General features: G+C 32.0%; 24 protein-coding genes and 2 tRNA genes. 15 read left to right on the top strand and 11 right to left on the bottom strand.

Going from position 1 to position 24594, the window contains the following annotated elements; genetic code table 11:
* Positions 1–97: 97 nt before the first annotated feature.
* The 7 genes from ACHRVL_RS20920 (at position 98) to ACHRVL_RS20890 (ending at position 5675) form a co-directional block, all read left to right on the top strand.
* The gene (locus tag ACHRVL_RS20920; protein WP_395415279.1) at positions 98–661 is read left to right on the top strand and encodes a YceI family protein; all 564 of its coding nucleotides are present in this window, start codon (positions 98–100) and stop codon (positions 659–661) included.
* 323 nt (positions 662–984) lie between these two features.
* Positions 985–1554, top strand: a complete 570-nt coding sequence (locus ACHRVL_RS20915) for a YceI family protein (protein ID WP_395415278.1) — start codon at positions 985–987, stop codon at positions 1552–1554.
* A 5-nt stretch (positions 1555–1559) separates the two neighbouring features.
* Positions 1560–3011, top strand: a complete 1452-nt coding sequence (locus ACHRVL_RS20910; RefSeq protein WP_395415277.1) for a hypothetical protein — start codon at positions 1560–1562, stop codon at positions 3009–3011.
* Positions 3012–3021: 10 nt separating this feature from the next.
* A complete protein-coding gene (locus ACHRVL_RS20905; RefSeq protein ID WP_395415276.1) occupies positions 3022–3573 on the top strand; it encodes a hypothetical protein in 552 nt (183 codons plus the stop codon).
* A 183-nt stretch (positions 3574–3756) separates the two neighbouring features.
* Entirely contained in the window at positions 3757–4122 is a 366-nt protein-coding gene (locus ACHRVL_RS20900; protein ID WP_395415275.1) for a hypothetical protein, read from the top strand.
* Positions 4123–4234: 112 nt separating this feature from the next.
* Positions 4235–4876: an O-methyltransferase gene (locus ACHRVL_RS20895; protein ID WP_089058226.1), complete on the top strand. Its 642-nt coding sequence runs from the start codon at positions 4235–4237 to the stop codon at positions 4874–4876.
* A 73-nt stretch (positions 4877–4949) separates the two neighbouring features.
* Complete coding sequence (locus tag ACHRVL_RS20890) at positions 4950–5675, top strand: phytanoyl-CoA dioxygenase family protein (RefSeq protein WP_395415274.1); 726 nt, start codon at positions 4950–4952, stop codon at positions 5673–5675.
* Between the two features lie 61 nt (positions 5676–5736).
* Here ACHRVL_RS20890 and ACHRVL_RS20885 read toward each other — a convergent pair whose 3' ends face one another.
* The 7 genes from ACHRVL_RS20885 to ACHRVL_RS20855 all read right to left on the bottom strand — a co-directional run bounded on the left by ACHRVL_RS20885 (position 5737) and on the right by ACHRVL_RS20855 (position 11787).
* The gene (locus ACHRVL_RS20885; RefSeq protein ID WP_395415273.1) at positions 5737–6300 is read right to left on the bottom strand and encodes a phosphatase PAP2 family protein; all 564 of its coding nucleotides are present in this window, start codon (positions 6298–6300) and stop codon (positions 5737–5739) included.
* A 1-nt stretch (position 6301) separates the two neighbouring features.
* Positions 6302–6649: a twin-arginine translocase TatA/TatE family subunit gene (locus ACHRVL_RS20880; protein ID WP_089054939.1), complete on the bottom strand. Its 348-nt coding sequence runs from the start codon at positions 6647–6649 to the stop codon at positions 6302–6304.
* 103 nt (positions 6650–6752) lie between these two features.
* The gene (locus ACHRVL_RS20875) at positions 6753–8990 is read right to left on the bottom strand and encodes a M1 family metallopeptidase (RefSeq protein WP_395415272.1); all 2238 of its coding nucleotides are present in this window, start codon (positions 8988–8990) and stop codon (positions 6753–6755) included.
* Between the two features lie 66 nt (positions 8991–9056).
* Positions 9057–9560, bottom strand: a complete 504-nt coding sequence (locus ACHRVL_RS20870) for a DUF6702 family protein (RefSeq protein WP_395415271.1) — start codon at positions 9558–9560, stop codon at positions 9057–9059.
* On the bottom strand, positions 9560–10315 hold the full coding sequence (locus tag ACHRVL_RS20865; RefSeq protein ID WP_395415270.1) for a hypothetical protein: 756 nt from the start codon (positions 10313–10315) through the stop codon (positions 9560–9562). Before ACHRVL_RS20865 ends, ACHRVL_RS20870 begins: the two co-directional genes overlap by 1 nt.
* Positions 10305–10997: a carboxypeptidase-like regulatory domain-containing protein gene (locus tag ACHRVL_RS20860; RefSeq protein WP_395415269.1), complete on the bottom strand. Its 693-nt coding sequence runs from the start codon at positions 10995–10997 to the stop codon at positions 10305–10307. Before ACHRVL_RS20860 ends, ACHRVL_RS20865 begins: the two co-directional genes overlap by 11 nt.
* A gap of 22 nt (positions 10998–11019) precedes the next feature.
* Positions 11020–11787 (bottom strand): carboxypeptidase-like regulatory domain-containing protein, encoded by a 768-nt coding sequence (locus ACHRVL_RS20855; protein WP_395415268.1) that lies wholly within the window; start codon positions 11785–11787, stop codon positions 11020–11022.
* Positions 11788–11950: 163 nt separating this feature from the next.
* Here ACHRVL_RS20855 and pepE point away from each other — a divergent pair, with 163 nt between their 5' ends.
* The gene (gene pepE / locus ACHRVL_RS20850; protein WP_395415267.1) at positions 11951–12658 is read left to right on the top strand and encodes a dipeptidase PepE; all 708 of its coding nucleotides are present in this window, start codon (positions 11951–11953) and stop codon (positions 12656–12658) included.
* A 135-nt stretch (positions 12659–12793) separates the two neighbouring features.
* Here the strand turns inward: pepE and ACHRVL_RS20845 are convergent.
* Positions 12794–12866: transfer RNA gene (locus tag ACHRVL_RS20845), tRNA-Gly, on the bottom strand.
* Between the two features lie 107 nt (positions 12867–12973).
* Positions 12974–13046, bottom strand: a tRNA-Gly gene (locus ACHRVL_RS20840).
* Between the two features lie 136 nt (positions 13047–13182).
* Between ACHRVL_RS20840 and ACHRVL_RS20835 the strand changes: the two genes are divergently transcribed.
* Positions 13183–13620 (top strand): GNAT family N-acetyltransferase, encoded by a 438-nt coding sequence (locus ACHRVL_RS20835; RefSeq protein WP_395415266.1) that lies wholly within the window; start codon positions 13183–13185, stop codon positions 13618–13620.
* A gap of 1 nt (position 13621) precedes the next feature.
* Positions 13622–15205 carry a murein L,D-transpeptidase gene (locus ACHRVL_RS20830; protein WP_395415265.1) on the top strand — a complete coding sequence of 528 codons (1584 nt, stop codon included), beginning with the start codon at positions 13622–13624 and terminating at the stop codon, positions 15203–15205.
* Here ACHRVL_RS20830 and ACHRVL_RS20825 read toward each other — a convergent pair.
* Complete coding sequence (locus ACHRVL_RS20825; RefSeq protein ID WP_395415264.1) at positions 15194–15919, bottom strand: murein L,D-transpeptidase catalytic domain family protein; 726 nt, start codon at positions 15917–15919, stop codon at positions 15194–15196. The genes ACHRVL_RS20830 and ACHRVL_RS20825 overlap by 12 nt on opposite strands.
* A gap of 492 nt (positions 15920–16411) precedes the next feature.
* Between ACHRVL_RS20825 and gpmI the strand changes: the two genes are divergently transcribed.
* The 5 genes from gpmI (at position 16412) to ACHRVL_RS20800 (ending at position 23140) form a co-directional block, all read left to right on the top strand.
* Positions 16412–17929 carry a 2,3-bisphosphoglycerate-independent phosphoglycerate mutase gene (gene gpmI / locus ACHRVL_RS20820; RefSeq protein WP_395415263.1) on the top strand — a complete coding sequence of 506 codons (1518 nt, stop codon included), beginning with the start codon at positions 16412–16414 and terminating at the stop codon, positions 17927–17929.
* Positions 17930–18053: 124 nt separating this feature from the next.
* Entirely contained in the window at positions 18054–18725 is a 672-nt protein-coding gene (locus tag ACHRVL_RS20815) for a TetR/AcrR family transcriptional regulator (RefSeq protein WP_395415262.1), read from the top strand.
* Between the two features lie 16 nt (positions 18726–18741).
* Positions 18742–20412, top strand: coding sequence for a peptidase domain-containing ABC transporter (locus ACHRVL_RS20810; RefSeq protein ID WP_395415261.1), 1671 nt, complete (start codon positions 18742–18744; stop codon positions 20410–20412).
* The gene (locus tag ACHRVL_RS20805; protein WP_129023962.1) at positions 20406–21752 is read left to right on the top strand and encodes an HlyD family secretion protein; all 1347 of its coding nucleotides are present in this window, start codon (positions 20406–20408) and stop codon (positions 21750–21752) included. The genes ACHRVL_RS20810 and ACHRVL_RS20805 overlap by 7 nt, the downstream gene beginning before the upstream one ends.
* A complete protein-coding gene (locus ACHRVL_RS20800; RefSeq protein ID WP_395415260.1) occupies positions 21752–23140 on the top strand; it encodes a TolC family protein in 1389 nt (462 codons plus the stop codon). Before ACHRVL_RS20805 ends, ACHRVL_RS20800 begins: the two co-directional genes overlap by 1 nt.
* 93 nt (positions 23141–23233) lie before the next feature.
* Here ACHRVL_RS20800 and ACHRVL_RS20795 read toward each other — a convergent pair whose 3' ends face one another.
* Positions 23234–24487: a DUF445 domain-containing protein gene (locus ACHRVL_RS20795; RefSeq protein ID WP_395415259.1), complete on the bottom strand. Its 1254-nt coding sequence runs from the start codon at positions 24485–24487 to the stop codon at positions 23234–23236.
* Between the last annotated feature and the right edge of the window lie 107 nt (positions 24488–24594).

Raw genomic sequence — 24594 nt, 5'->3', positions numbered from 1 at the left:
TTTTGACCTAAGAAATTCAAGGAAAGCTTTAAACTCTTTAACCACTGCAAATGTTTTAAGCTTTCTAAGTTAAAAGATCAACCTAAAATTCTCAAAAATGAAAACAATTAAATCAATTTTATTTACAGTGATTTTTACAACAATCTCATTACAATTAAGCGCACAAAAAAACTATTCAGTAGTAGAGGCAAAATCAACTTTTGAAGTCGCAGGAACTTCTACCGTACATGATTGGGTAATGAGATCTACAGAAGGAACAGGTATAGCCAATTTAACGGTTAAAGAATCTAAACTGGCTGGTATAAACAGTTTATCCATTTCGATACTGGCCGAAAGCTTAAAAAGCAGCAAAACCAGTATGGACAGAGTGGCATACGAAGCTTTAGATACAGAAAAAAACAAAAACATTGAGTATGTTTTAAAATCTGCAGAAAAAATAAACGAAACAACTTGGATTCTAACAGGAATTTATACCATTGCTGGTGTCAGCAAAGAATATCAAACTCAAGTAAAGATAACCGCCAATAACGGCACTTTTATGCTGCAAGGCTCCAACCAAATTACTTTTGGCGATTTTGAAATGGCTCCCCCAAAGGCAGCTCTTGGAGTTGTAAAAACGGGAAAAGATTTAACTGTGATTTTCAACATTATTTTAAGCTGAAATAATTTCTACAAAAAAATCAGAAACTTTTCTCATACAGAAATAATTATTCGTCCTAAAAAGCTATAAAAATCAAAGCTTAACAACTGCCTATTTGATAAAAATTCAAATTCTTACCTAATAATAATATTGATTATACAAAAAATGAAAACGTTGTAGTTATTAAATACCAATTTAATAAAATTTTAACAATGATTTTTATCATGTCTGATACTGATTTATAAAGAGATCTTTGATACAAGTTAAAACATCATTATTAGTACTAGTATAGAAAAGGCCAATTATTTAACTTATTTTTCATAATAAAAACATGACAAAAAAAAATGAAAATCAGCAAAATAAAACTATTTGCATTTGTAATTGCACTCTTTGGAGTTACCACATTTGCTACAGCACAAAAATCATACACTTTAGACGCCAAATCAAGTTTTTCTGTTGCAGGAACCTCAACACTTCATGACTGGGAAATGAAATCAGGTTCAGGGACTGGAACGGCAACTTTAACAATTACCAATTCAAAACTAACAGATATTGAAGCGTTGTCTGTAACTCTATTAGCAGAGAGCATTAAAAGTGAGAAAAAAAGTATGGACAAGGTTGCTTATACAACTTTAAAGACAGATAAAAACAAAAACATTAAATATGTTTTAAAATCTGCAGAAAAAGTAAATGAGACCACTTGGGAATTAACTGGAACTTATACCATTGCGGGAGTAAGTAAAGTTTATAAAACTACGGTTAAAACAACTATTACGAAAGATGGATTAAACATGCAGGGATCGAACAAAATCACTTTTGCTGATTTTGGAATGAAATCTCCAACTGCAATGCTCGGAACCATTAAAACGGGACAAGATTTAACAATAAAATTCAATTTAAACTTTAATTTATAAACGCCATGAAGAAAATTTATATCCTCACAATAACATTAGTCGGCTCATTTGCTGTTAATGCACAAGTTAGTTTTGGAAACATGCAAAACCAAATTTCTAGAGGAAAAGATGGTATCAATGTTTTCGACGTACAGAAAGACACTAGAGAATTTAAAGGTCTTAGTATTGACCTTGGTGGTGCTTTTAACATGGATTTCCAAGCAACAAATTCATTCAACAATCAACCTGCTAGTGCTACAACTACGACTAATACAGCTACCGGAACTACTGTTAGATCAATTACTGGATATCGCTTAATGAATAATGAAAACAATTTTACTCTTCCTGCTGCTGATATGTATATTGGTGCTCAATTGTTTGATGGAGTAAGAGTAAATTTAGATGTTTATTTAGCTTCAAGACACCACAATGATTCTTATGTAAAAGGTGGATACTTACAAATTGACAAGTTAGACTTCATCAAAAAAGACTTTTTAGCTGATGTAATGAAATATACTACAATTAAAATTGGACAGATGGAGAACAATTTTGGTGATGCTCACTTCAGAGGTTCTGATAATGGTAATACAATCAGAAATGCATTTGTTGGAAACAACATTATGTATTCTTTTACTACAGAAATGGGTATGGAGGTTTATTACAACAGAAATGGATTGGTAAGCATGTTAGGTGTTACAAATGGAAATTTAAATCAAAGTAATGAAGAAGTTTTTTATCCTAATGGTCCAAACGCAAACACAACACACAGCCCTTCAATCTTAGCTAAACTTGGTTATGACAAACAGCTTAATCAAGATTTAAGAGTAAGAATAACTGGTTCTTATTACCATAATGCAAATCTTGGTAACGCAAACATATATTCTGCTAATAGATCAGGATTTGGTTATTGGGGTATATTGAATAATAACGCTTATAAAAACACTATTACAAAGACCGATGCAAATGGTACTGTTATTTCTACAACTACTACTGATGTTCCTACTAGTTTCAGCAAAACATCTACGCCAGAAGCAACGTTCAATCCTAATTTCAAAAATTGGGCTACTACATACATGATTAATCCTTTTGTAAAATATAAAGGACTTGAATTCTTTGGAACAATCGAATTAGCTTCAGGAGGTGATAAAGCCGGTACTGACGACAAACGTACAGCTAATCAATATGCTTCAGAGCTTATTTACAGATTTGGAGGAACTGAACAATTCTACATCGGAGGAAAATACAATACTGTATCTGGAAAATTATCTAATGCTGATGCTAAAAAGGTTACCGTAGACAAATTTGAAGCAAGTGCTGGCTGGTTTATGACTAAAAACATTTTAGCTAAATTAAACTACGTAAATCAAAAATATAAAGATTATTCACAATTTACAGGAGATCCCGCTACTGGAAATCTAAACAACTTTTATGGCGGTAAATTTGAAGGTTTAGTATTCGAAGCTGTAATTGCATTCTAATATAAAAAAAATGCTTAATAGATTTATTTTTTTAATTCCGGGTTTAGTAATTTTCTTTTTCTTAGGAAGTGCTAAACCCACTTTTTTAGCAGACGATACAACTTTGGTAATAAATAAAATTAAAATAGAAATTACCGGAATATCAACTGTTGGCAAGTATAACTGTTCTAATACTTTTTCTATAAAAGATACGGTATACTTAAACTCAAACAAGAAAAATACTTTTAATACTGCTATTAAAATGACAAACTTTGATTGTGGTAATAAAATAATGACAAAAGATTTACAAGGAACTGTTAAGGCTAAAACATTCCCTAACAGTACAGTTTGTCTTACCGATATAAAACCTAATGGTAAAAATTACAAATGCAATCTAAACTTTCTCATTACTAATAAAACACTAAAATACAAAGACTTTGTTTTATACAATGTTGATGATAAAATTCAAGGTACACTCTCTTTAAAGTTCTCTGATCTTGAATTAGAACCTCCGGTAAAAATGGCCGGGCTTATAAAAGTTAAAGATGATATTGTTATAAACTTTAGTTTGTACAAAAACTAAAGTCCCAATTGTCATTAAAAAAAAATGCATCGGCTGATCAAAATCTAAAAATTTGGCACGAGAATTGTCTTGCACTCAAAAGAAAATATAATCTTACAAAGTGCGCAATCATTTTAAAATTTGTATTTTTATTATTCCACTTTATAACGTTTTAAAATTTTTAACCTAAAAAGACAATTTATTATGAAAAAACAAATTTTAACTTTAGCTGTAATTGCATTATTAACATTCGCAGTACAATCATGTGAAAAGAAAGAGCCAAAACCTGCAGAAGATGAATTAACTCTTGGAAACAAAGTTGACTCTTTAACAACAGATATTGAAGAAGTAAAAGACAGCGCTGTTACTAAAACAGAAAAAGCAGCTGAAGATGTAAAAGATGCTACTAAAAAAGCTGCCGACGATGTTGAAACTGCGGCTAAAAAAACAGCTGCTGATGTAAAAGATGCCACTAAAAAAGGCGCTGAAAAAGTAGAAAATGCTGCTAAAGCTGCTAAAGACGGAACTGTAAAAACAGCTAAAGAAGTAAATGAAGCTTTGAAAAAATAATTTTTATCTCGAAACTAATACTGAAACCATTCGTTTACACGAATGGTTTTTTTATGCAAAATAGTAAGCAGATATTTTTTGTATTTTTGCTTTAAATTAGAACAAATACAAGATGCATTTTATATCACAAGATCTAGAAGATTATATCGAACAACATTCTGAAAACGAACCAGAATTACTGGCGAAACTCAATAAAGAAACGTACCAGAAAATACTTTTACCACGAATGTTGAGCGGACACTTTCAAGGCCGTGTTTTGAGTATGCTCTCTAAATTGATCCGCCCGGTTAATATTCTTGAAATTGGAACTTACACGGGTTATGCCGCTTTATGCTTATGCGAAGGAATGCAGGAAAACGGGCAATTACACACCATTGATATTAAAGAAGAATTAATCGATTTTCAGCGTAAATATTTTGATGCATCTCCGTGGGGAAACCAAATTTTTCAGCATTTAGGCGAAGCCATTGATATTATCCCCACTTTGGATATAAAGTTTGATTTAGTTTTTATTGATGCTGATAAAGAAAACTATCTTAATTACTGGGAAATGATCGTACCAAAAATGAACAAAGGCGGTATTATTTTATCTGATAATGTTTTATGGAGCGGTAAAGTACTAGAACCCGTTCATCCTAATGATGTGAGTACAAAAGTGCTTTTAGAATATAATCTACACTTAAAAAATGATCCAAGAGTAGAAACGGTTTTACTGCCAATTCGTGATGGATTAACGGTTTCGAGAGTGTTGTAGATTTTTTAGCTTCTAAAATTCTGAGGTGCTAAGGTGCTAAGTTTTTTTCTTTTTACATTTTAATCCATTTAGAATGAATTATTTAAACCAGATAAACAATGAAGGTTTTTCAATAATAAACAATATTTATACTAAAAATGAAATTGAAAAATTGATTTCATTAATAGAAAATACCACTAAAAACGAATTTAACATTTCAACTTTTAGAAAATCTCAAGATTTATTTGCGATCAGACAATTTCACAAAGAAATTCCTGAAACTTTAGACTTGATTTTCAATCAAAATTTAAAAGAGATTATTAAATCTAATTTTGGAACAGGATACTTCATAACCAAATCAATTTATTTTGACAAACCTGAAAAATCAAATTGGTTTGTGGCTTATCATCAAGATTTAACGATTTCTGTGGATAAGAAAATTGATGTTGAAAATTTTGAAAATTGGACTGTAAAACAAAATCAATATGCAGTTCAACCTCCAAAAGAAATATTAGAAAATAATTTCACAATCAGAATCCATATTGATAAAACCACAAAAGACAATGGCGCTTTAAAAGTCATCAATAATTCACATTCAAAAGGAATTTTAAGAATTGAAAATCTGGATTTTGAAAATGAAAAAGAAACAATCTGCGAAGTTGAAAAAGGTGGTATTATGATAATGAAACCTCTGTTATTTCATGCTTCAAACAAAACTACAAACAACGAAAGAAGAAGGGTTATTCATATTGAATTTAGCAAACAAGAGCTTCCTGCAGAATTACAATGGAGTGAAAGAACTGTTCTCAAAAACAATTAAGGTTCTAAGATTATGAAAACTTAGAACCTTAGTATCTTAGAAACTCAGAACCTTAAAAAAACTATCCTGGAAAATATTGTGGTTTTAATCTTCGGTAGGCTAAATAAATCAAGAAACCAAAAAGAGCTCCAAAGAAATACCCTGTTAGAATATCACCTGGATAATGCAATCCTAAATAAATTCTACTGTAAGCAAAAACTAAAGGCCATAAGAACAAGAAGCCTAAATACTTGAAATGGCGTTTTAAGACCAAAAACAAGAAAGTAGCAACTGCCATTGTGTTTGCTGCGTGTCCTGAGAAAAAACTGAATGATTTTCTAACCTGAACAACTCTAATGATCGAATTGATATCAGGATTATTGCAAGGACGCAAACGCTGAAACGTATGTTTGAATAAATTAGTAGTTTGATCTGTAAATGCAATTAAAACTGCAATAAAGAGCAGTAAATACAAAGTTTGCTTTCCTCCTATTTTTTTATAAATAAGATAAAACATTAATAAAAATATTGGAGTCCAATACAATTGATTGGTAATAATCAGCCAAAGTTTATCGTAAGTTTCAGAACCAAGTCCGTTTAGATATACTAATAAATTTACATCTAATTCTTGTATTTTTTCAAGCATATTATCTTTGACGTTTTACTGGTCCTGAAATTGAATCTATATCTTCTTTTACTTTATCGATTTCTGTTGCTGTATCTCCAAGCAAATTACCAGTATCTCCTAATATATTTGATTTTGCATCATTTATCTGTGCATTAATATTACCTGTTATATCAGTCAAAGACTTTGCGTCAAGCCCATTAGCTTCAGCTCCTTTTTGAATTTCGCTTTTAATATCGTTGGTTGCATTTTTTAACTGAGCCATTGCTTTACCCATAGTACGAGCAATTTCCGGCACTTTATCAGAACCAAAAAGCATTAAAACTATAAACAGTATGAAAATTAATTCTCCTCCTCCTATACCAAACATAACTTTTATTTTTGTGTGCCACAAAGATATTAAATTTTGCAGCTTGCCGTTTTAAAATTTCCTTAAAAAAAAAGACTCTTTTCAGAGTCTTTTAGCTTTATTCTTAGTCAAATTTTGACTTTTGTTCTACTTTTGGCCAAGAATTATTCGTTACATCAATATCAGCAGTTAATAATTTTGGATCTATCTGAATACTTTTTATTGCTTTTGAAACTGCATATACTTTCTTAGCTGTATCATTGTTTTTTCTCCAAATTTGCGCAGGATATTTGTAATTATCTTTTGTACCATCTTCATAAGTTATTTCAACAAGAATTGGCATAATCATACCTCCCGGCTTATTAAACTCAACTTCATAAAAATACTTAGGCGATTTTATGCTCGCTTTTTCTTCAGCCGTAAATGTTTGATCAACATAATCTGCCAGAGGCTTAATATCCTCCACATCTAATGCTTTTTTCTTTGAAGAACTTACCTCTGCATTATCTCCTGAAACTAAATACACAAAAGGGCCTTTTTCAAAACCAAAACGACCTTTTCTAACTTTTACATCTTTAATATCTGCCGTTGGAGTATCAGAAACGTAATATTGTTTAACATCTTTAATTCCGATGTCCACAAAATCAGTTGAATAAAACCAACCTCTAAAGAACCAATCTAAATCTACAGCCGAAGCATCTTCCATTGTTCTAAAGAAATCTTCAGGGGTTGGGTGTTTAAATTTCCATCTGTTTGCATATGTTTTAAATGCATAATCAAACAGCTCTCTTCCCATAACAACTTCTCTTAAAATATTAAGACCTGTTGCAGGTTTTCCGTAAGCGTTATTTCCAAACTGGTGAATTGTCTCAGAGTTAGACATAATTGGCTCTAAAAACTTTTGATCGCCGCTCATATAAGGAACAATATTCTTTGCAGGCCCACGTCTTGATGGAAAGTTTGGATCTAATTCTTGTTCAGCCAAATATTCTAAAAACGAATTTAAACCTTCATCCATCCAAGTCCATTGACGCTCGTCTGAGTTTACAATCATAGGGAAAAAGTTGTGGCCAACTTCATGAATAACCACACCAATCATTCCGTTTTTAACCTCTTTACTAGTCACCCCGTTTTCATCAGGACGCCCATAATTCCAACAAATCATCGGATATTCCATACCTTGATCTTCTGCAGAAACTGATACTGCTTTTGGATAAGGATAATCAAAAGTATGTGATGAATAACTTCTTAAAGTATGTGCAACGGTCATTGTAGAAGTTTCTCCCCAAAGCGGATTTGATTCTTTTGGATAAACAGACTCTGCCATTACAACTTTATTGTTCAATTTTACAGCCATTGCATCATAAATGAATTTTCTTGAAGATGCAATTCCGAAATCACGAACATTTTTAGCGCTGAATTTCCAAGTTTTTTTCTTTTCAGAAAAACCTTTTTCAGCGGCTTCGGCTTCGGCTTGTGTAACAATTACAACAGGTTTGTCAAATGATTTCTGAGCCTGTTCGTAACGTTTAACTTGTTCTGCTGTAAAAACCTCACTTCTATTTGTTAATTCCCCTGTCGCATCAATTATATGATCTGCAGGAACCGTAATATTTACATCAAAATTTCCAAAAGGAAGTGCAAATTCACCACCGCCCCAAAATTGCATATTCTGCCATCCTTCAACATCATTATAAACTGCCATTCTCGGATAGAATTGTGCGATTACATATAATTTGTTTCCGTCCTTCTCAAATAATTCATATCCTGAACGACCGCCCTCTTTTCTATAATTATTGATATTGTACCACCATTTTATTGAGAACGAAATTTTTTCTCCAGGTTTTAAAGGCGAAACCAGATTAATTCGCATCATAGTTTCATTGATCGTATAAGACATTGCATTTCCTTTTACATCTTTTACTTGTTCAATATTAAAACCACGTTCTAAATTTTTCTTTAAATATTTAGTAGAAAAGCCCTCAAGCGGTAAAACTTGATTAATTTTTTCACCTTCAGCCAATGAAGTCTGTGTGTTAGCTTTAGCCTGATTTTGATCTAACTGCACCCATAAATACTCTAAACTATCTGGCGAATTGTTAGAATAAGTAATCGTTTCATAACCACTTAATTTTGAATTTTTATCGTCTAATTCAATATCAATTTTATAATCTGCCTGCTGCTGATAGTATGCTGGTCCGGGTGCACCAGATGCTGTACGAAACATATTGGGTGTTGCCAGCAAATCGTACATCTGACTAAACTTATTTGTATCGTATTTGCCTTGCTGTCTAGGTGCCGCTCCTTTTTCCTGAGCAATTAACATAGCAGGAAAAATTAATAATAATAAAAGTTTTTTCATGAAAATTTAATGGTAATTTTATCTGGGTGTGAAAATAATAATTAATATACTCATTTAACTTATAAATTAGTATTTTAACAATTCTTTCCTTGAAGATCCTGTAAAAAGTACACTCCTTTTAGTTCCAAATGCTGTAATATGTGTAATATTCTGCTGTTCAGCATTCCAGTCGACCAAAATGGTATTTACAATTTCGATTGTCTTAAACTTTTCAACATCTTTTATTCTCGAATAACACACCAAAACATCACCTTCTACCTCTTTAGATAAAAAGGCAATTGGTTTTGTTTGTCCGTTTACTTTAATCGTAAAGTTTTCAGAAAGATATTTTTTAAGCAAATCAGCATCGGCAGGAGTTTCGCGCTCTGTACCTACAAATGTTTTTTTATGGTACTTTTTCTCCATACCATTATTCAAATCATCAATAAAAATTCGAGATGTAATTTGAATCATTTTCTTTTCTGCCGCATATTCAACCTGAAAAACACCTACATAAAACTTATGAAAGGCAAAAGCTGAAAGCGAAAGAAATAATATCCCTATTAAAGGATAAACGAACCTTTTTTTCATTATTGCGGAGAATTCACCTTTTTAAACTCCTTATTTTTATTAATCATAAAATCGATCAATTCAAATTTTTCTTCTGGCTTAAGATGCCTTTTAGATTCAGGATCATTAGAACAATACATTAAAAACAAATCAATTTCATCTTCTTTCAAGCCAAGGGTTTTCGTATAAAAATCTGATTTAAAATTGGATTTAGAATATTCTACAAAAGCAATATCAGATATTACTTCTTCTTTTATTTCTTTATTTTTCGAAAGAAGCTTTTTAACATCCTTAAATATTCTAACGAAATCAGTTCCGTATTTAATTGTTTGATCAGAGTACATTACAGTATTCTTTGCTGTAGACTGCTTATCATCTTCAAACTGCATATCAACAAGAGCCTGTGAGTTTCCGCCTTGAAAAGCTTTAACTTTTAAATCTTTTCGAACTAAAACTTCTTTCAATTCATTACTTACTAAATCTAATGGAACTGAAAAAAGAATTTGAGCACAATCTTTTTCTGTCAAAACAATTTTCTTTGACTGAAAAGCTAAACCTGTAAACAACAGCGTATCTTTAGGTCTTGCCATAATATCAAACAACCCGCCAGAACCAATAAATGTTCTAATTTTGGCATTTACATTCATAACATAACCGCTTTCTATAGCTAGCGATCCGTTAACAACCTGACCATGCAAAGAGGTTCTAGAATTATTTTGACCAAACATTACTTGACAAAACAAGCAGATAACAACAATTGTAATTTTATTTTTCATTTTCAAGGATTATAAGATATTTTCGAGCCAAATCAGTAATTAAAAACATGCTCATTGTTTTATTCTTAGTATTCAAAGATACAGCAAATTCAGTATCATCTACACAAAATAATTGAAATCCTTTAATATCATTAACTGGAATTTTTAATCTTTCAGTATAATAGTTCTCCTCAAAAAGATATTCTATTTTTCTAAAAAGCATCTCTTTTTTCTCAACACTTATCTCCTTTTTCAGCATTGCAGTCCGCCCCGAAATACTGTTCAATATCTTATCTACCGACGTAGAGGTTGCGGTATACACTTTTCTTTCAGCAGGCGTGTACGTTTTTTGCCCATGCGGTACGATTCCTAAATTTTCAGCCGTAATACCGTAATTATCATTAACCACAACTTCTTTTAACTCAATTTCTTTTGCAGTCATTTTAATCGAAAGCAAACTCAAACCAAGATCAGCAATTGTAATCCGACGTTTTACAGGATCTAAATTTACTGCCGAAAACACCAAAACATCTCCTTCTTTTACCGAAATTGAAAAACGCCCATCATCGTCAGAAACAGTTGCAATCTGTGTATCATTATTGATAATATTTACACCCCCGATTGGAGTAGACTGCTCAAATATTTGTCCTAAAATTACTTTTCCATTGCCATTTTGCCCAAAACAAATTTGAACAAAGCACATAAAAAAGGTTATATATAAAGTATTACTTAAGTTCACTTGCAATTATTTCTTTGTATTTTACCGCCAGCTCACCTAACAAAAACTCTGTAGAAGTTTTATTTTTCGAATTCAAAATAGCTGTAAATCTTTCATTATCCACAGCATAATATTCAAACCCTTTTACATAGTCTAACGGAATTTTCAACCTGTTAACAAAATGATCCATACTAAACATATTCTCCAAAAGTCTCATAAAAGCCTCTTTCTTTTCTACAATCGCTTCTTTTTTAAGCATAGCCGTACGACCAGAAAAAATATTCAGTAAAGGATCTGCAGAGATTGAACCTCCAGCCATTGTTCCCGCATTTGCAGTAGCATCTAAAGCCGAAGCAGTTCTCAATTTCCTTTCGGCACTTGTATATGTTCTCTGTCCCTCAGGAACAATCCCTAAAGAAACAGCATTTATTCTATCGTATCTTTTTACCACTACTTCTTGCAGCTGATTTATCACCATACTCATTTTTACTGTAAAATTTAAATCTGTAAAATCAGCAGCAGACAATAAAACTCTATTTTCTTTGAATTGTATAGATGAAAAAACAAGCGTATCATCAGCTTTTGCCATAATCGAAAAAGCACCAGAAACATCTGTAGCAGTCATTGTTTCTGTTTGTGCATTTACAACATAAACACCTTCCAAATCATTGGTATTAGCCATAATTTTTCCATTCAAAACAGAGCGTTCTTGATTTTGAGACCACACGTTTTGACTCATAACAGCAACAAAAAAACAGACAACTTTTGTAATCAAAATAAAAAAACTTAGAATTTTATTAAAAAGGTAAAAATATCCTAATGTATTCCAAATTTAATATTAATGACTTGGTAAAAATATGTTAATTAACCAACGTTAAACACACTCACAAAGCTAGATTTTTAATACCTTTAACATACAAAATCAGAGTTTAAAAATTATGAAAAGCATTATCATTGCAAGCACCTCTACTTTACACGAAGGCAGCTATTTAGAATACTTATTACCTACATTACAAGTACATTTTAAAAATTGTAAAAGCATTTTATTTATTCCGTATGCACGTCCCGGCGGAATTTCTCATGATGAATACACACAAAAAGCAGCACAGGCTTTTGCATCAATCAATATAAAACTGCAAGGAATTCATGAATTTGAAAGCCCTGAAAACGCCCTAAAAAATGCCGAAGGAATATTTACAGGCGGAGGAAACACCTTTTTACTTGTTACACAATTGTACAAAAACAACATTATGCAATTACTTGCTGAAACAGTAAAAAACGGAACTCCATATCTTGGAACAAGCGCGGGAAGCAATATTTGCGGATTGTCTATGCAGACAACTAACGATATGCCAATTATTTATCCGCCAAGTTTTCAAACTTTAGGACTAATTCCATTCAACTTAAATCCACATTACTTGGATCCCGATTTAAACTCTAAACATATGGGAGAAACGCGCGAAACAAGAATCAAGGAGTTTCATGCTTTTAACTCAATTCCGGTTTTAGGTTTAAGAGAAGGCAGCTGGCTGGAAGTAAAAGGCGAAAAAATAACCTTAAAAGGAAGTTTACAAGCTCGTTTATTTATACAAAACGAAACGCCGACAGAACTAGAAACCGAAAGCGATTTGAGTAATTTAAATTAATCTTTTGAATCCTATAAGTTAAATAAGCCCATTTAAATAAAGCTTTTCAAAAAAAAAACTTATTTTACTTACATAACTTATATGGTTCAAAAAAAAAAAAAAAAAAGCCTCAAACATTGTTTGAGGCTTTTGAAGAGCGAAAGACGAGGCTCGAACTCGCGACAACCAGCTTGGAAGGCTGGAGCTCTACCAACTGAGCTACTTTCGCATTAACAGGGTGCAAATATAAACAATTAAATCATTCTAAAAAATAAAAATCAAAAAATTATTTAATTTTGGTAAAAAAACCGAAACGATTAAATTTCGGTTTTTTAGAGCGAAAGACGAGGCTCGAACTCGCGACAACCAGCTTGGAAGGCTGGAGCTCTACCAACTGAGCTACTTTCGCATTACTGTGGTGCAAATATAGAAAATAAGTTAAGTTCAAAACAAGCTTTTTCGCAAAAAAAATCAACTAAAATCAATATTTAATTATAACATATTTAAAATTAAAAAGTTATAAAAACAATTATTTTTCAAAAATCATGAATATCATCAAAGAAATCCCATCAAAAGAAACTTATATTGTACGTCAACCAGTTTTAAGAAAAGGAAAACCTATAGAAAGCTGCATCTTTGAGGGAGACGATTTAGAAACGACTCATCATTTTGGTTTGTTTCAAAACGAAAATTTAACAGGAATTATTTCATTATTTACTAAATCCAACCCTATATTTGCCGAAAATTTACAGGGTCAAATTCGAGGCATGGCAATTTTAGAGAATTACCAAAAAAAAGGTTTCGGAGAAGCTTTAGTAAAACATTGTGAAGATTATTGCAGACAAAACAAAGTCGATTTAATTTGGTTTAACGCTAGAACCGCAGCAGTAGGTTTTTACAAAAGAATGAACTATGAAGCTCTTGGCGAACCATTTGAAATAAAAGACGTTGGAGAACATTATTTGATGTTTAAAAAAATATAGAATGAGAAAATTTTACCTTTTATTAGTACTATGCAGTTTGATTAGTTGTAAAAAAGACACTCCTAAAACAACACCTGTTGTCGTAAAAAAAACGCCGGCAATCATACTTACTGATGAAAGAACGGTTCAAATTGACACTGCACTAATTGGTACTTTTAAAAGCGAAACTTTAAAACAATTCTACAACTCTTCTGAGAACAAAACGGTCTGGGGAAATTTAAAAAAGAGAAGTTACGTATTATCACAATTAGAAAAATCAGATGAATTAGGATTAGACCCCGAAGACTATAAAGCATCTAGATTAAAAAAGTTCGAAAGCAAGATAAGCTCTCTGAGCGATTCTGACTTGGCTACTTATGATATATTACTGACTTATAATTTTGAAAAATACCTAAATCATCTTTACAAAGGCAAACTTGATCCTAAAAAAATATACACAGACTGGGATTTAGACGAGAAAACATTTGATGTTAACAATGTTTTAATTAAAGCTTTTAACAAAGACAAATTAGACAGTATTGTTGATAATATTCAACCTAAATCAGAAACCTATAAGCAGCTATTAAAAGCATTAGAAATCATTAAAACCTTTCCTGATGATGAAATCAAAAACATTCAATCTCTTGAAAAAATCACTTTAAATGATACCAATTCTGCTTTAATAAACATAAAAAAAAGGCTTTTATTCTGGAATGATATGTCAGGAAAAGACAGCCTGACAAACATTTATAATCAAAAGACATTTGAGTCAGTTAAAAAATTCCAAGAAAGACACGGCCTTGCTCCCGATGGAGTTATAGGACAAGGAACTATAAATGCTTTAAACTATTCTAAAGAAAAAAGAAAACAGCAAATTATTGCCAATTTAGAGCGATGGAGATGGTTCCCTACTGATTTAGCCGAAGAATACTTCATTATCAACATTCCGAATTACAGCTTAGATGTTGTCGAGAATCAAGACACTATTTTATCAAGAAATATTGTCGTTGGAACCAGTAAAAGAAAAACACCAATTATTACATCGGTCCTAAAAACTGTTGTTTTTAACCCAACTTGGACAGTTCCTCCTACAATTCTAAAAGAAGATGTCGTTCCTGCAATGAAACGCAATCGAAATTATTTAGCTAATAAGAGCATCACAATTTATGATACCGCTGGAAATAAAGTGGAGCCAACCGCATGGAACGAAAACAAACCTCATAATTACCGTTATGTACAAAGTCCTGGTTATAATAATTCATTAGGATTGATGAAAATTTTATTCCCAAATCGTCACAGCGTCTATCTTCATGACACAAACCATCGCAATTACTTTGGAAGAAACAATCGTTCTTTAAGCTCTGGCTGCGTTCGTGTTGAAAATCCACTGGAATTGGCAGAGCATATTTTGGATGATTCTGAAAAGTTTTCAAAAGAGAAAATCGACACGATAATTGCTTCCAAAAAGACAACCAGCGCAAAAATCACCAAAAAATATGCCTTGTACCAATGGTACTGGACCGCTTGGAGCAAAAAAAATCAGCTCATTTTTAGAGCTGATATTTATAATCTAGATTTAGATTTGTATGCTAAACTAAGAAATTAGCCTCTCCTCCATCGTAAAACTTCTTGATGGATGATAAATATACAAACATGATTTATCTTTTATTGTTTCAATTATTTCATCTGTCAATTCAACTGGAAGCGCAGGACAGCCTTGGCTTCTGCCTAATCTTTTATGATCTCTAATAAACGATTCAGACACATAATCAGCACCATGCATTACAACCCCTCTTTCGCGAGCATTATCATTTAAACCTCTTTCTAAACCATCTAAACGTAATGAAGCCCCATGTTTTCCTCGATAAATTTCGCCAGTAGCATAAAACCCTAAGCTGCTTTTAAACGATGAGTTTATATTTGAAAACGCTGATGCAAATTCTTCTCCCGTATTTCGACCATGTGCAACTAACGAATTGAACAAAATTTTATTTGTCGTCATATCAATTACCCACAAACGTTTAGTATTTGATGACAAACTAAAATCAATTAATGTTAAAATGTTTTTTTGAACAATCCCTCTTTCTTTCAAAAGGTAAAAACCTTTTAAAGCTTCGGTAAAAGTTTTAAGTTCCGGAACATTAAAATTATTAGTATCTAATGTTTTATAAATATTTTCGATTTTTGCCTCAACTGTAAGGTTCTTTTCAACCTTAGCAATGGTTTTAGTCGTTGCATTTTTAAGTTCGGGTGTGTTTTTTGAATCTTTTCCAAAAGATAATAATAAAAACACAAGCAGTGGATAAATTTTGTAAATCATTGAATTTCTTTAGGTTAATAAAAAATTTGGGTACGGCAAAAATATAAATTATTTACAGTCGTCAAAATAGAAGCCTGAAAATCAGGCCTTTTTTGTTTAAATTTTAACATAATTAACATAAAAAAAGGTATTCCTGTAAGATATTTACTTCCCTCTAAAACACAAACTTTCCCGCCGAAATTCTTAAAGAAAACACAATTAAACCCTTTCCTGCTAGTTATCAGAAAGGCAAATTTCAAAACAAAACATAAAGAGATTTTACAAAAAATCACAATATAATCTTCATTTTAAAAGCCGACACACCATTTCAACACTTTGATGCTGTCAAAATAAAGTTCATAAAAAGACCTTAGTGTGAATTAATTTTAAAAAATAAAGACTTCTATAATTAAATTATTATTTTTTAATACGCTTCATTTTATTAACCATAAATGTATCGATGCTTTCACGCAAATTTTAGAAATGACTTATCTTTGTAAAAAACAAAAAGTAATGAACAAAAAAGTTATCCTTATGATTTTAGATGGTTGGGGAAAATCTCCTGACCCTAAAGTATCTGCAATAGACAATGCAAATGTTCCTTTTATAAACAGCCTTTATAAAGATTACCCAAACGCACAACTTCGTACTGACGGCTTAAACGTTGGTTTACCTGAAGGTCAAATGGGAAACAGCGAGGTTGGTCATATGAATCTTGGTGCCGGAAGAATTGTGTATCAGGATTTAGCCAAAATAAATTTAGCAGTAGCCCACAAAACACTTGCTAAAGAACAAGTTTTGATTGACGCTTTTACTTATGCTAAAGAAAACAATAAAAAAGTACACTTTTTAGGATTAGTTTCTGACGGAGGTGTTCACTCGCATACTTCTCACTTACGTGGTTTAATCGATGCTTCGCAAGAATATGGTTTAGACAAAGTCTACGTACACGCTTTTACTGATGGACGTGATGTTGACCCGAAATCTGGAGCTAAATACATTCATGATTTAGAAGATTATATTAAAGACACTCCTGTAAAAATCGCTTCGATCATTGGCCGCTACTATGCAATGGATCGTGATAAACGTTGGGAACGTGTAAAATTAGCCTACGACCTAGTTGTTAACGCAGTTGGAACTCCATCAAAAAATGCAGTTGCAAGCGTTCTTGAAAGTTATGAAAAAAACATCACAGACGAGTTTATCGAGCCGGTCGTTATGGTTGATGAAAACGAAAAACCTCTTGCAACAATTGAAGAAGGCGATGTTGTTATTTTCTTCAATTTTAGAACTGACAGAGGACGTGAACTTACTGAAGCGTTATCACAACAAGATTTTCACGAACAAAACATGCACAAGTTAAACTTGTATTACGTTACACTTACAAACTACGACGAAACATACCAAAATGTAAAAGTGGTCTACAACAAGGATAATATTACTGAAACTCTTGGTGAAGTTTTAGAAAAAGCAGGCAAAAAACAAATTCGTATTGCTGAAACCGAAAAATATCCTCACGTAACATTTTTCTTTTCTGGCGGAAGAGAAACTCCTTTTGAAGGCGAATCTCGTATTTTAAGAAACTCACCAAAAGTAGCTACTTACGATTTACAACCAGAGATGAGTGCTTATGAACTTACAGACGCACTTGTTCCTGAATTAAATAAAGGCGAAGTAGATTTTGTTTGTTTGAATTTTGCAAACGGTGATATGGTTGGACACACTGGAATTATGAGTGCTGCAATCAAAGCTTGCGAAGCTGTTGATGCTTGTGTAAAACAAGTTATCGAAGCTGCTCTTGCAAATAATTACACTACAATTGTAATTGCCGATCACGGAAATTGCGAAACAATGATTAATCCTGACGGAAGTCCAAATACCGCACACACAACAAATCCAGTGCCGATTATTTTAGTTGATAAGGATTTGAAAAACATTCAAAATGGTGTTTTAGGAGATATTGCTCCTACTATTTTAGAATTAATGGGAGTACCACAACCAAATGCAATGACCTGTCTTTCATTACTGTAAACTCCGTTTAGATAATTTTTTAAAAGCTGTTCTTGATTTAGAGCAGCTTTTTTTTTGCAAAAATAAAAGCCAAACATTCTTTATTAATAGTAATACTATTATCTTTGCATTTAAAATAATTTTTATGGAAATTATACTATCAAATCTAAAAATCCAAATAAACGAAAAGATCTATGTAAAAGATCCCGAAACATCTGCATTGGGAAAAAAAATAATCGAACAGAGTATTCTTCTTATCGACACCATTGGTTTTGACAACTTTACATTTAAAAAATTAGGAGAAAAAATAGGATCAAACGAAAGTTCGATTTATCGTTATTTTGAGAACAAGCATAAACTCTTAGTTTATTTATCTTCTTGGTATTGGAGCTGGATCGAGTACAAATTAGTATTTACTACGACCAACATTATAGATAAAAATGAAAAACTAAGAAAAGCCATCACATTAGTTACTGAAAAAATAACAGATGACATTGCAACAGATCATATAAATGAAGCTGTTTTAAACAAGATAATAATTGCTGAATTTACAAAAACACTTCATACTAAAGAAGTTGATCAGGAAAACAAAGAAGGTTTTTTCTTAATTTACAAAAGGGTTATCAATAGGATTGTTGCCATTGTAAAAGAGGTAAATCCCGATTATCCATATGCAAAATCACTAGTTTCAACAATTGTTGAAGGAAGTTTACATCAGCACTTTTTAACAGATCATTTAAAAACAATTACCAATTGTAATGAAACGGTAACAACCACACAGTTTTACATCAATCTTGCAGAAAACGTTTTACGCTAACTATAAAAAAATCAACATGACACCTTTAAAACGATTTTACAATTTACTTCAATTAGACAAAAAAGACATATACCAAATCTTTTTCTACGCCATTTTTGCTGGTTTAGTCAGTTTGTCGCTTCCTTTAGGAATCCAGGCTATTATAGCATTTATACAATCTGGAAGAGTAAGTGCATCTTGGATTGTACTTATCATTTTGGTTGTTGCTGGAGTTGCGCTTGTTGGACTTTTATCATTGATGCAATTGCGAATTACTGAAAATTTACAGCAAAAAATCTTTGTTCGTTCTTCCTTTGAGTTTGCGGCTCGTTTACCAAAAATAAAACCTGAGGAATTGTACGGCACTTATCCACCGGAGTTAACAAATCGTTTTTTTGACACTTTAAGCATTCAAAAAGGTACATCAAAATTACTGATTGATTTTTCGGCAGCTTTACTCCAAATTACATTTGGATTAATTTTACTGTCCTTATATCATCCTTCCTTTATTGTATTTGGTTTATTGCTGTTCCTGCTTTTGTTTTTCATTTTCAAGTTTTCGTATAAATCAGGTTTAGAAACAAGTTTAAAAGAATCCAAATTCAAATACAAAGTAGCGGGCTGGCTGCAAGAAATGGCGCGTAATAATTACAGTTTTAGAAATGAATTAAACTATGATTTTGCACTTCAAAAAAACAATAAGATCGTAAACAACTATATCAATTATCGCGAGAAACATTTTAATGTGATCAAAAAACAATTTACCCAATTGATTGTTTTTAAAATCATAATTACAGCAAGTTTACTTTCTATTGGCGGATATTTAGTACTAAGTCAGGAAATGAATATTGGACAATTTGTAGCGGCAGAGATCATTATATTGTTAGTAATTACCTCGGTTGAAAAAATCATTCTTGGACTCGAAACTTTTTATGACGTTTTGACTTCTGTTGAAAAAATTGGACAAGTAACTGATTTGGAATTAGAAGAATATATTGAGTCTAAAAACGACACTTGTTACACGAATATCACCTTAGAAACTGAAAACTTAAAATTTAAATTTCCAGATTCTCCAATCTATGCTCTAGATTCTATATCTCTTAAAATAGAACAAGGTGAAAAAATTGTAATTGACGGTGAAAACGGGTCTGGAAAAACAACTCTTATTAGATTGTTATCTGGCTTATTAAAACAAAATTCTGGCGCGTTTTACATCAATGACGATACATTCAAAAAAATAGATATTAAGCAATATCGTTCACAAATTGGAACAATTATTCATAATGAAACACCATTTGAAGGAACCATTCTTGAAAACATAACTTTTAATGATCCCACAATAAGTTCCGAAGATTTAAAATGGGCACTTGACGGAGTGCAGCTGAGTTCATTTATAAAGCAACTGCCAAAAGGTTTAGATACACATATTTATCCTGAAGGAAGACAACTATCATCCTCTAATGCGCAGAAAATATTATTAGCCAGAAGCATCATTCATAAACCAAAAATACTTTTTTATGAAGATCCAACTGATACTATGGATGAAAATGTCGCTAACGAAATCATAGACTTCCTTACTTCAGATAAAAACAAGTGGACCATTATTGTTTCATCCAAAAATCCGCATTGGAAAACAAAATCAACACGAAAAATAACAATGCAAAACGGTCTTATTCTACTTGATCAAAAAAACGATATGCCATGCTAAACATTTCTGACAATAAAACCAGACTGCAGTCTCTAGAACGATACGAAACTGTAAAAAACCTAAACAATAGAAGTCATTATAAAATTTTAAATAAGATTATAATAGGCACTTCAATTTTAGGAATAATTGCTCTTTTTCTGCCATGGACACAAAATGTTTCGGGATCAGGATCTGTAACCACTTTAAAACCTAATCAAAGACCACAATCAATTCAGAGTGTTATTTCTGGTCGAATTGAAAAATGGTATGTACAAGAAGGTGATTTTGTAAAAAAAGGAGATACCATTTTATTTATTTCTGAAATAAAGGAGGATTACATGGATCCTAATTTGGTCGAAAACACTAAAAATCAGGTAGAAGCAAAGAAAAACTCTCTAGAATCGTATGACGAAAAAGTACAAACTCTTTCTACTCAAATTCAAGCTATTGAAAGTGAAAAAAGGTTAAAACTAGAACAAGCAAAAAACAAAGTCAGACAATCTCTTTTAAAAATAAAAAGCGACAGTATTGATCTTGTTGCCGCAAGAACACAACTGCGAATCGCAAATACACAATACAATCGTTCTGTTCAATTAAACAAAGAAGGCTTGAAACCGCTTACTGATGTTGAAGAGAAACGTTTAAAACTGCAAGATGTTGATGCCAAAATCATAACGCAAGAAAACAAATTTTTATCCAGTAAAAATGAGTATATAAACGCTAAAGTTGAAGTTAACCGAATTTCGGCTGAATATGCTGAAAAAGCAGCTAAAGCAAAAAGCGATCAATTTACCACGCTAAGCAACAAATTTGATACTGAAGCTCAAGTAAGTAAATTAGAAAACCAATACACAAATTACAGCTTAAGAAATGGCATGTATTACATTAAAGCTGCGCAAGACGGCTATATCAACCGAGCTTTGCAAGCAGGATTGGGCGAAACAGTAAAAGAGGGAACTCCAATTGTAACGATAATGCCTTCTCATTATGATATTGCGGTTGAAACGTATGTAAACCCAATAGATTTACCTTTAATCAAAAAAGGCGAAAAAGTCCGCGTTTGGTTTGACGGCTGGCCGACAATTGTATTTGCAGGATGGCCGGATATATCATACGGAACTTTTGGAGGAAAAGTTGTAGCGATAGAAAACTTTATCAGCACAAATGGTAAATACAGAGTTTTAATTGCTCCCGATCCTGAAGAAGCACATTGGCCTAAGCAATTGAGCATTGGTTCTGGTGCCCAAACAATTGCTTTATTAGACACAGTGCCAATTTGGTTCGAAATCTGGAGAACTTTAAATGGTTTCCCTCCTAATTATTACAAAACTGGCGAAAAAGAAACTAAAGAGAAAAAATAATGAAACGGATACTTATAGCTTTTCTATTTTTGAGCTGTACGGTTTTTGGCCAGCAGCCCATATCTAAAGAACTCACCTACGATGAGTTTCTTGGATATGTAAAAAAATACCATCCTTTGGTAAAAAACGCCAATTTAGAAATCAGCAAAGCACAAGCCAATTTAATGATGGCAAGAGGTGGTTTTGATCCAAAAATTGAAGTAGATTTTAGTCAAAAACAATTTAAAGACAAAGAATATTATTCTATTTTAAACAGCAGTTTTAAAATCCCAACTTGGTATGGAATTGAGTTAAAAGCTGGATTTGACAACAATGAAGGCGTTTATCTTAATCCCGAAAACACAACACCTAATCAAGGTTTAACTTCATTTGGAATCAGTGTTCCTGTTGGACAAGGACTATTCATTAATCAACGAATGGCTGATGTTCGCAAGGCAAAAATCCAGATAAAACTAAGTGAATCTGAACGAAAAATTGAGGCTGTCAGTGTTTTGTACGATGCTTCTCTTGCTTATTTCAATTGGAAAAAGAATTTTGAAGAAATGAAATTGTATGAGACTTATAATAAAAATGCCGAAATACGTTTGGAAGGAATTAAATCTTTGATCAATCAAGGCGACAAACCTGCGATTGACAGTATTGAAGCAGGAATTATTGTAAAAAACAGAGCTTTGAGTCTTGAAGATTCAAAACTAAAATTAGCCAAAGCAAAACTAGAATTATCAAATTTTATGTGGCTTGACAACAATATTCCACTTGAAATTTCAGATGAACTTGTACCAGAAAGCACCCTAGAAAGTACATTGCAGGAAACACTAAAAACAAACGATCTTCTACAAAAAGATTTCAGCCTGGAAGCGCATCCAAAACTAAATGCGATGCAGAACAAAATAGACATCTTGAATGTAGAAAAAGATCTAAAACAAAATATGCTGCTGCCAAAAATAAACATTGGCTACGCCTATTTATCTGAACCAAATTACATCGACAATTATAAATTTGACGACTACAAAATTGGTCTGGAATTTTACTTTCCTTTATTTCTGCGAAAAGAAAGAGGAAGTTTGAAATTAGCAAAATACAAACTTCAAGAAAACGAATTTGCATTAGCATTAGAAAAAACACAATTGACTAACAAAATCAGTGCTCAAAAATTAGAAATCAATTCGCTTATAAAACAGAAAAAACTAGCCAAAGATTTAGTCGAGAACAACTTGACAATGCTAAATTCTGAAGAGCGTTTATTCTCATTTGGCGAAAGCTCTTTGTTCTTAATTAACACTCGTGAAAACAATTTAGTAAGCGCAAAACTTGCCTCAATAGCACTAGAAAACCGTTTTTACATCTCTAATTCTGACTTGTTCAAAATCATGGCAAATCCTGATTAATAGAACTTCAACCATATGAGTGATATACGTTCATTTAAATAAAAGCAGCAACTTAAAATTACTTATATCACTTATATGGTTTAAAATAATTGGTTAAACTATAAGATAATGATACGTCCACTCGACCGCATAAATTACAAGACCAATAAGTCCTCCAACTAAAGTTCCGTTAATTCTGATGTATTGAAGATCTTTACCAATTTCCAATTCTAGTTTTTCAGAAACCTCTTTTCCATCCCAGCTTTTAACAGTCGAAGAAATCAAATCGCCTATAACTTTTTTATTATTCAAAAGAACAGACAAAAGATCATTTTTAATAAAATTATTGATCTTATCAATCATATGTGAATCCTCTTTTATTCCGTTTCCAAAACTTTGAATTAATCCAGCAATACTATTTTTAATAGACGAATCTTCCCCTTTATTTAAATCATTAGAAATCGAGAGTTTTATTTCGTCCCAAATTCCATTGATATAATCTTGAACTTCTTTTTTTCCAACAAAACTTAAAATCATATTATTGATCTTAACTCTCATTTCTTCAGAATTTTTTACCTTTTCTAAAAAATTATAAACGTATTCATCAATTTTAATTCGTACCGCACTTTCGGGATTTTTGGCTTCATTCAGAAAGTCTTGCAATCCATTAAAAACGCCTTCAGTAATACTTTTATCAGCAAGACCAAAACTCAAAAACGGAGTTGACGCTTTTACTTTTTTTCGAATCAAATCTTTATTATTAGTCAGTTCGGCACTCATAACCGTCAAAAGATTCGTCAATAACTGATCTTTTACATTTCCTTTTTGCAACGGCTCTAAAGCCAAGGCCACCCAATCTCCAAAATTTATCCCTTCTAATTTTGCCGCAAATTGAACCTGAATAAATCGCTTAACATCTTCATCTTTTATCGTTCTTAAAACTCCTGGAATAATATTTACAGCAACAACATTTGCAATTTTATCTGCATTTTCCTGTTGCGAAAGCCAATCTGATGCTTTTGCTGCAAAATTGAATTCTTCCAATTTAATCTCTAGTTTTTCACGATTTAGGAATTCTTCCGAAACAAAATTTCCAAGGTTTTCTCCAATTTCATTTTTCTTGGTCGGAATAATAGCCGTATGCCAAATCGGAATTCCAAGCGGATGACGAAACAAAGCCACAACCGCAAACCAATCGGCAATTCCACCTACCATTGCTGCTTCACTGAACGCCTGGAGCATTGGTATTTTATAATAAATTGCTATGATAAAAAGTAAAACGGCAATACCTAAAAGCGATAAAGCATTTCTCTTCATTTTCTTTAATGCTTTTACTTTAGCAATATCCTGATCATTTGAAATTTCCATGATTATTGACATTTTACTACTAATTTATGGCTTTTTTCTGAGATATTAAATTTAAAAAGTTTGCCGCGAATTTCACGAATTTACACGAATTACAATTTAATAAAATT

This window comes from Flavobacterium sp. FlaQc-28, assembly GCF_044007415.1.
Taxonomy (GTDB): Bacteria; Bacteroidota; Bacteroidia; order Flavobacteriales; family Flavobacteriaceae; genus Flavobacterium.
The sequence above is the reverse complement of the archived record's forward strand: the minus strand, read 5'-3'. Positions and strand labels throughout refer to the sequence as shown.

What these genes read in the sequence shown, in the direction of transcription:
- ACHRVL_RS20805 (WP_129023962.1), top strand. Translation starts at nt 20,406, where the DNA reads ATGCTAAACATTTCTGACAATAAAACCAGACTGCAGTCTCTAGAACGA.
- ACHRVL_RS20825 (WP_395415264.1), bottom strand. Translation starts at nt 15,919, where the DNA reads ATGATTTACAAAATTTATCCACTGCTTGTGTTTTTATTATTATCTTTT.
- ACHRVL_RS20795 (WP_395415259.1), bottom strand. Translation starts at nt 24,487, where the DNA reads ATGGAAATTTCAAATGATCAGGATATTGCTAAAGTAAAAGCATTAAAG.
- ACHRVL_RS20885 (WP_395415273.1), bottom strand. Translation starts at nt 6,300, where the DNA reads ATGCTTGAAAAAATACAAGAATTAGATGTAAATTTATTAGTATATCTA.
- pepE (WP_395415267.1), top strand. Translation starts at nt 11,951, where the DNA reads ATGAAAAGCATTATCATTGCAAGCACCTCTACTTTACACGAAGGCAGC.
- ACHRVL_RS20895 (WP_089058226.1), top strand. Translation starts at nt 4,235, where the DNA reads ATGCATTTTATATCACAAGATCTAGAAGATTATATCGAACAACATTCT.
- ACHRVL_RS20860 (WP_395415269.1), bottom strand. Translation starts at nt 10,997, where the DNA reads ATGTGCTTTGTTCAAATTTGTTTTGGGCAAAATGGCAATGGAAAAGTA.
- ACHRVL_RS20830 (WP_395415265.1), top strand. Translation starts at nt 13,622, where the DNA reads ATGAGAAAATTTTACCTTTTATTAGTACTATGCAGTTTGATTAGTTGT.
- ACHRVL_RS20815 (WP_395415262.1), top strand. Translation starts at nt 18,054, where the DNA reads ATGGAAATTATACTATCAAATCTAAAAATCCAAATAAACGAAAAGATC.
- ACHRVL_RS20800 (WP_395415260.1), top strand. Translation starts at nt 21,752, where the DNA reads ATGAAACGGATACTTATAGCTTTTCTATTTTTGAGCTGTACGGTTTTT.
- ACHRVL_RS20875 (WP_395415272.1), bottom strand. Translation starts at nt 8,990, where the DNA reads ATGAAAAAACTTTTATTATTATTAATTTTTCCTGCTATGTTAATTGCT.
- ACHRVL_RS20900 (WP_395415275.1), top strand. Translation starts at nt 3,757, where the DNA reads ATGAAAAAACAAATTTTAACTTTAGCTGTAATTGCATTATTAACATTC.
- ACHRVL_RS20920 (WP_395415279.1), top strand. Translation starts at nt 98, where the DNA reads ATGAAAACAATTAAATCAATTTTATTTACAGTGATTTTTACAACAATC.
- ACHRVL_RS20810 (WP_395415261.1), top strand. Translation starts at nt 18,742, where the DNA reads ATGACACCTTTAAAACGATTTTACAATTTACTTCAATTAGACAAAAAA.
- ACHRVL_RS20905 (WP_395415276.1), top strand. Translation starts at nt 3,022, where the DNA reads ATGCTTAATAGATTTATTTTTTTAATTCCGGGTTTAGTAATTTTCTTT.
- ACHRVL_RS20915 (WP_395415278.1), top strand. Translation starts at nt 985, where the DNA reads ATGAAAATCAGCAAAATAAAACTATTTGCATTTGTAATTGCACTCTTT.
- ACHRVL_RS20835 (WP_395415266.1), top strand. Translation starts at nt 13,183, where the DNA reads ATGAATATCATCAAAGAAATCCCATCAAAAGAAACTTATATTGTACGT.
- ACHRVL_RS20880 (WP_089054939.1), bottom strand. Translation starts at nt 6,649, where the DNA reads ATGTTTGGTATAGGAGGAGGAGAATTAATTTTCATACTGTTTATAGTT.
- ACHRVL_RS20910 (WP_395415277.1), top strand. Translation starts at nt 1,560, where the DNA reads ATGAAGAAAATTTATATCCTCACAATAACATTAGTCGGCTCATTTGCT.
- ACHRVL_RS20890 (WP_395415274.1), top strand. Translation starts at nt 4,950, where the DNA reads ATGAATTATTTAAACCAGATAAACAATGAAGGTTTTTCAATAATAAAC.
- gpmI (WP_395415263.1), top strand. Translation starts at nt 16,412, where the DNA reads ATGAACAAAAAAGTTATCCTTATGATTTTAGATGGTTGGGGAAAATCT.
- ACHRVL_RS20870 (WP_395415271.1), bottom strand. Translation starts at nt 9,560, where the DNA reads ATGAAAAAAAGGTTCGTTTATCCTTTAATAGGGATATTATTTCTTTCG.
- ACHRVL_RS20865 (WP_395415270.1), bottom strand. Translation starts at nt 10,315, where the DNA reads ATGAAAAATAAAATTACAATTGTTGTTATCTGCTTGTTTTGTCAAGTA.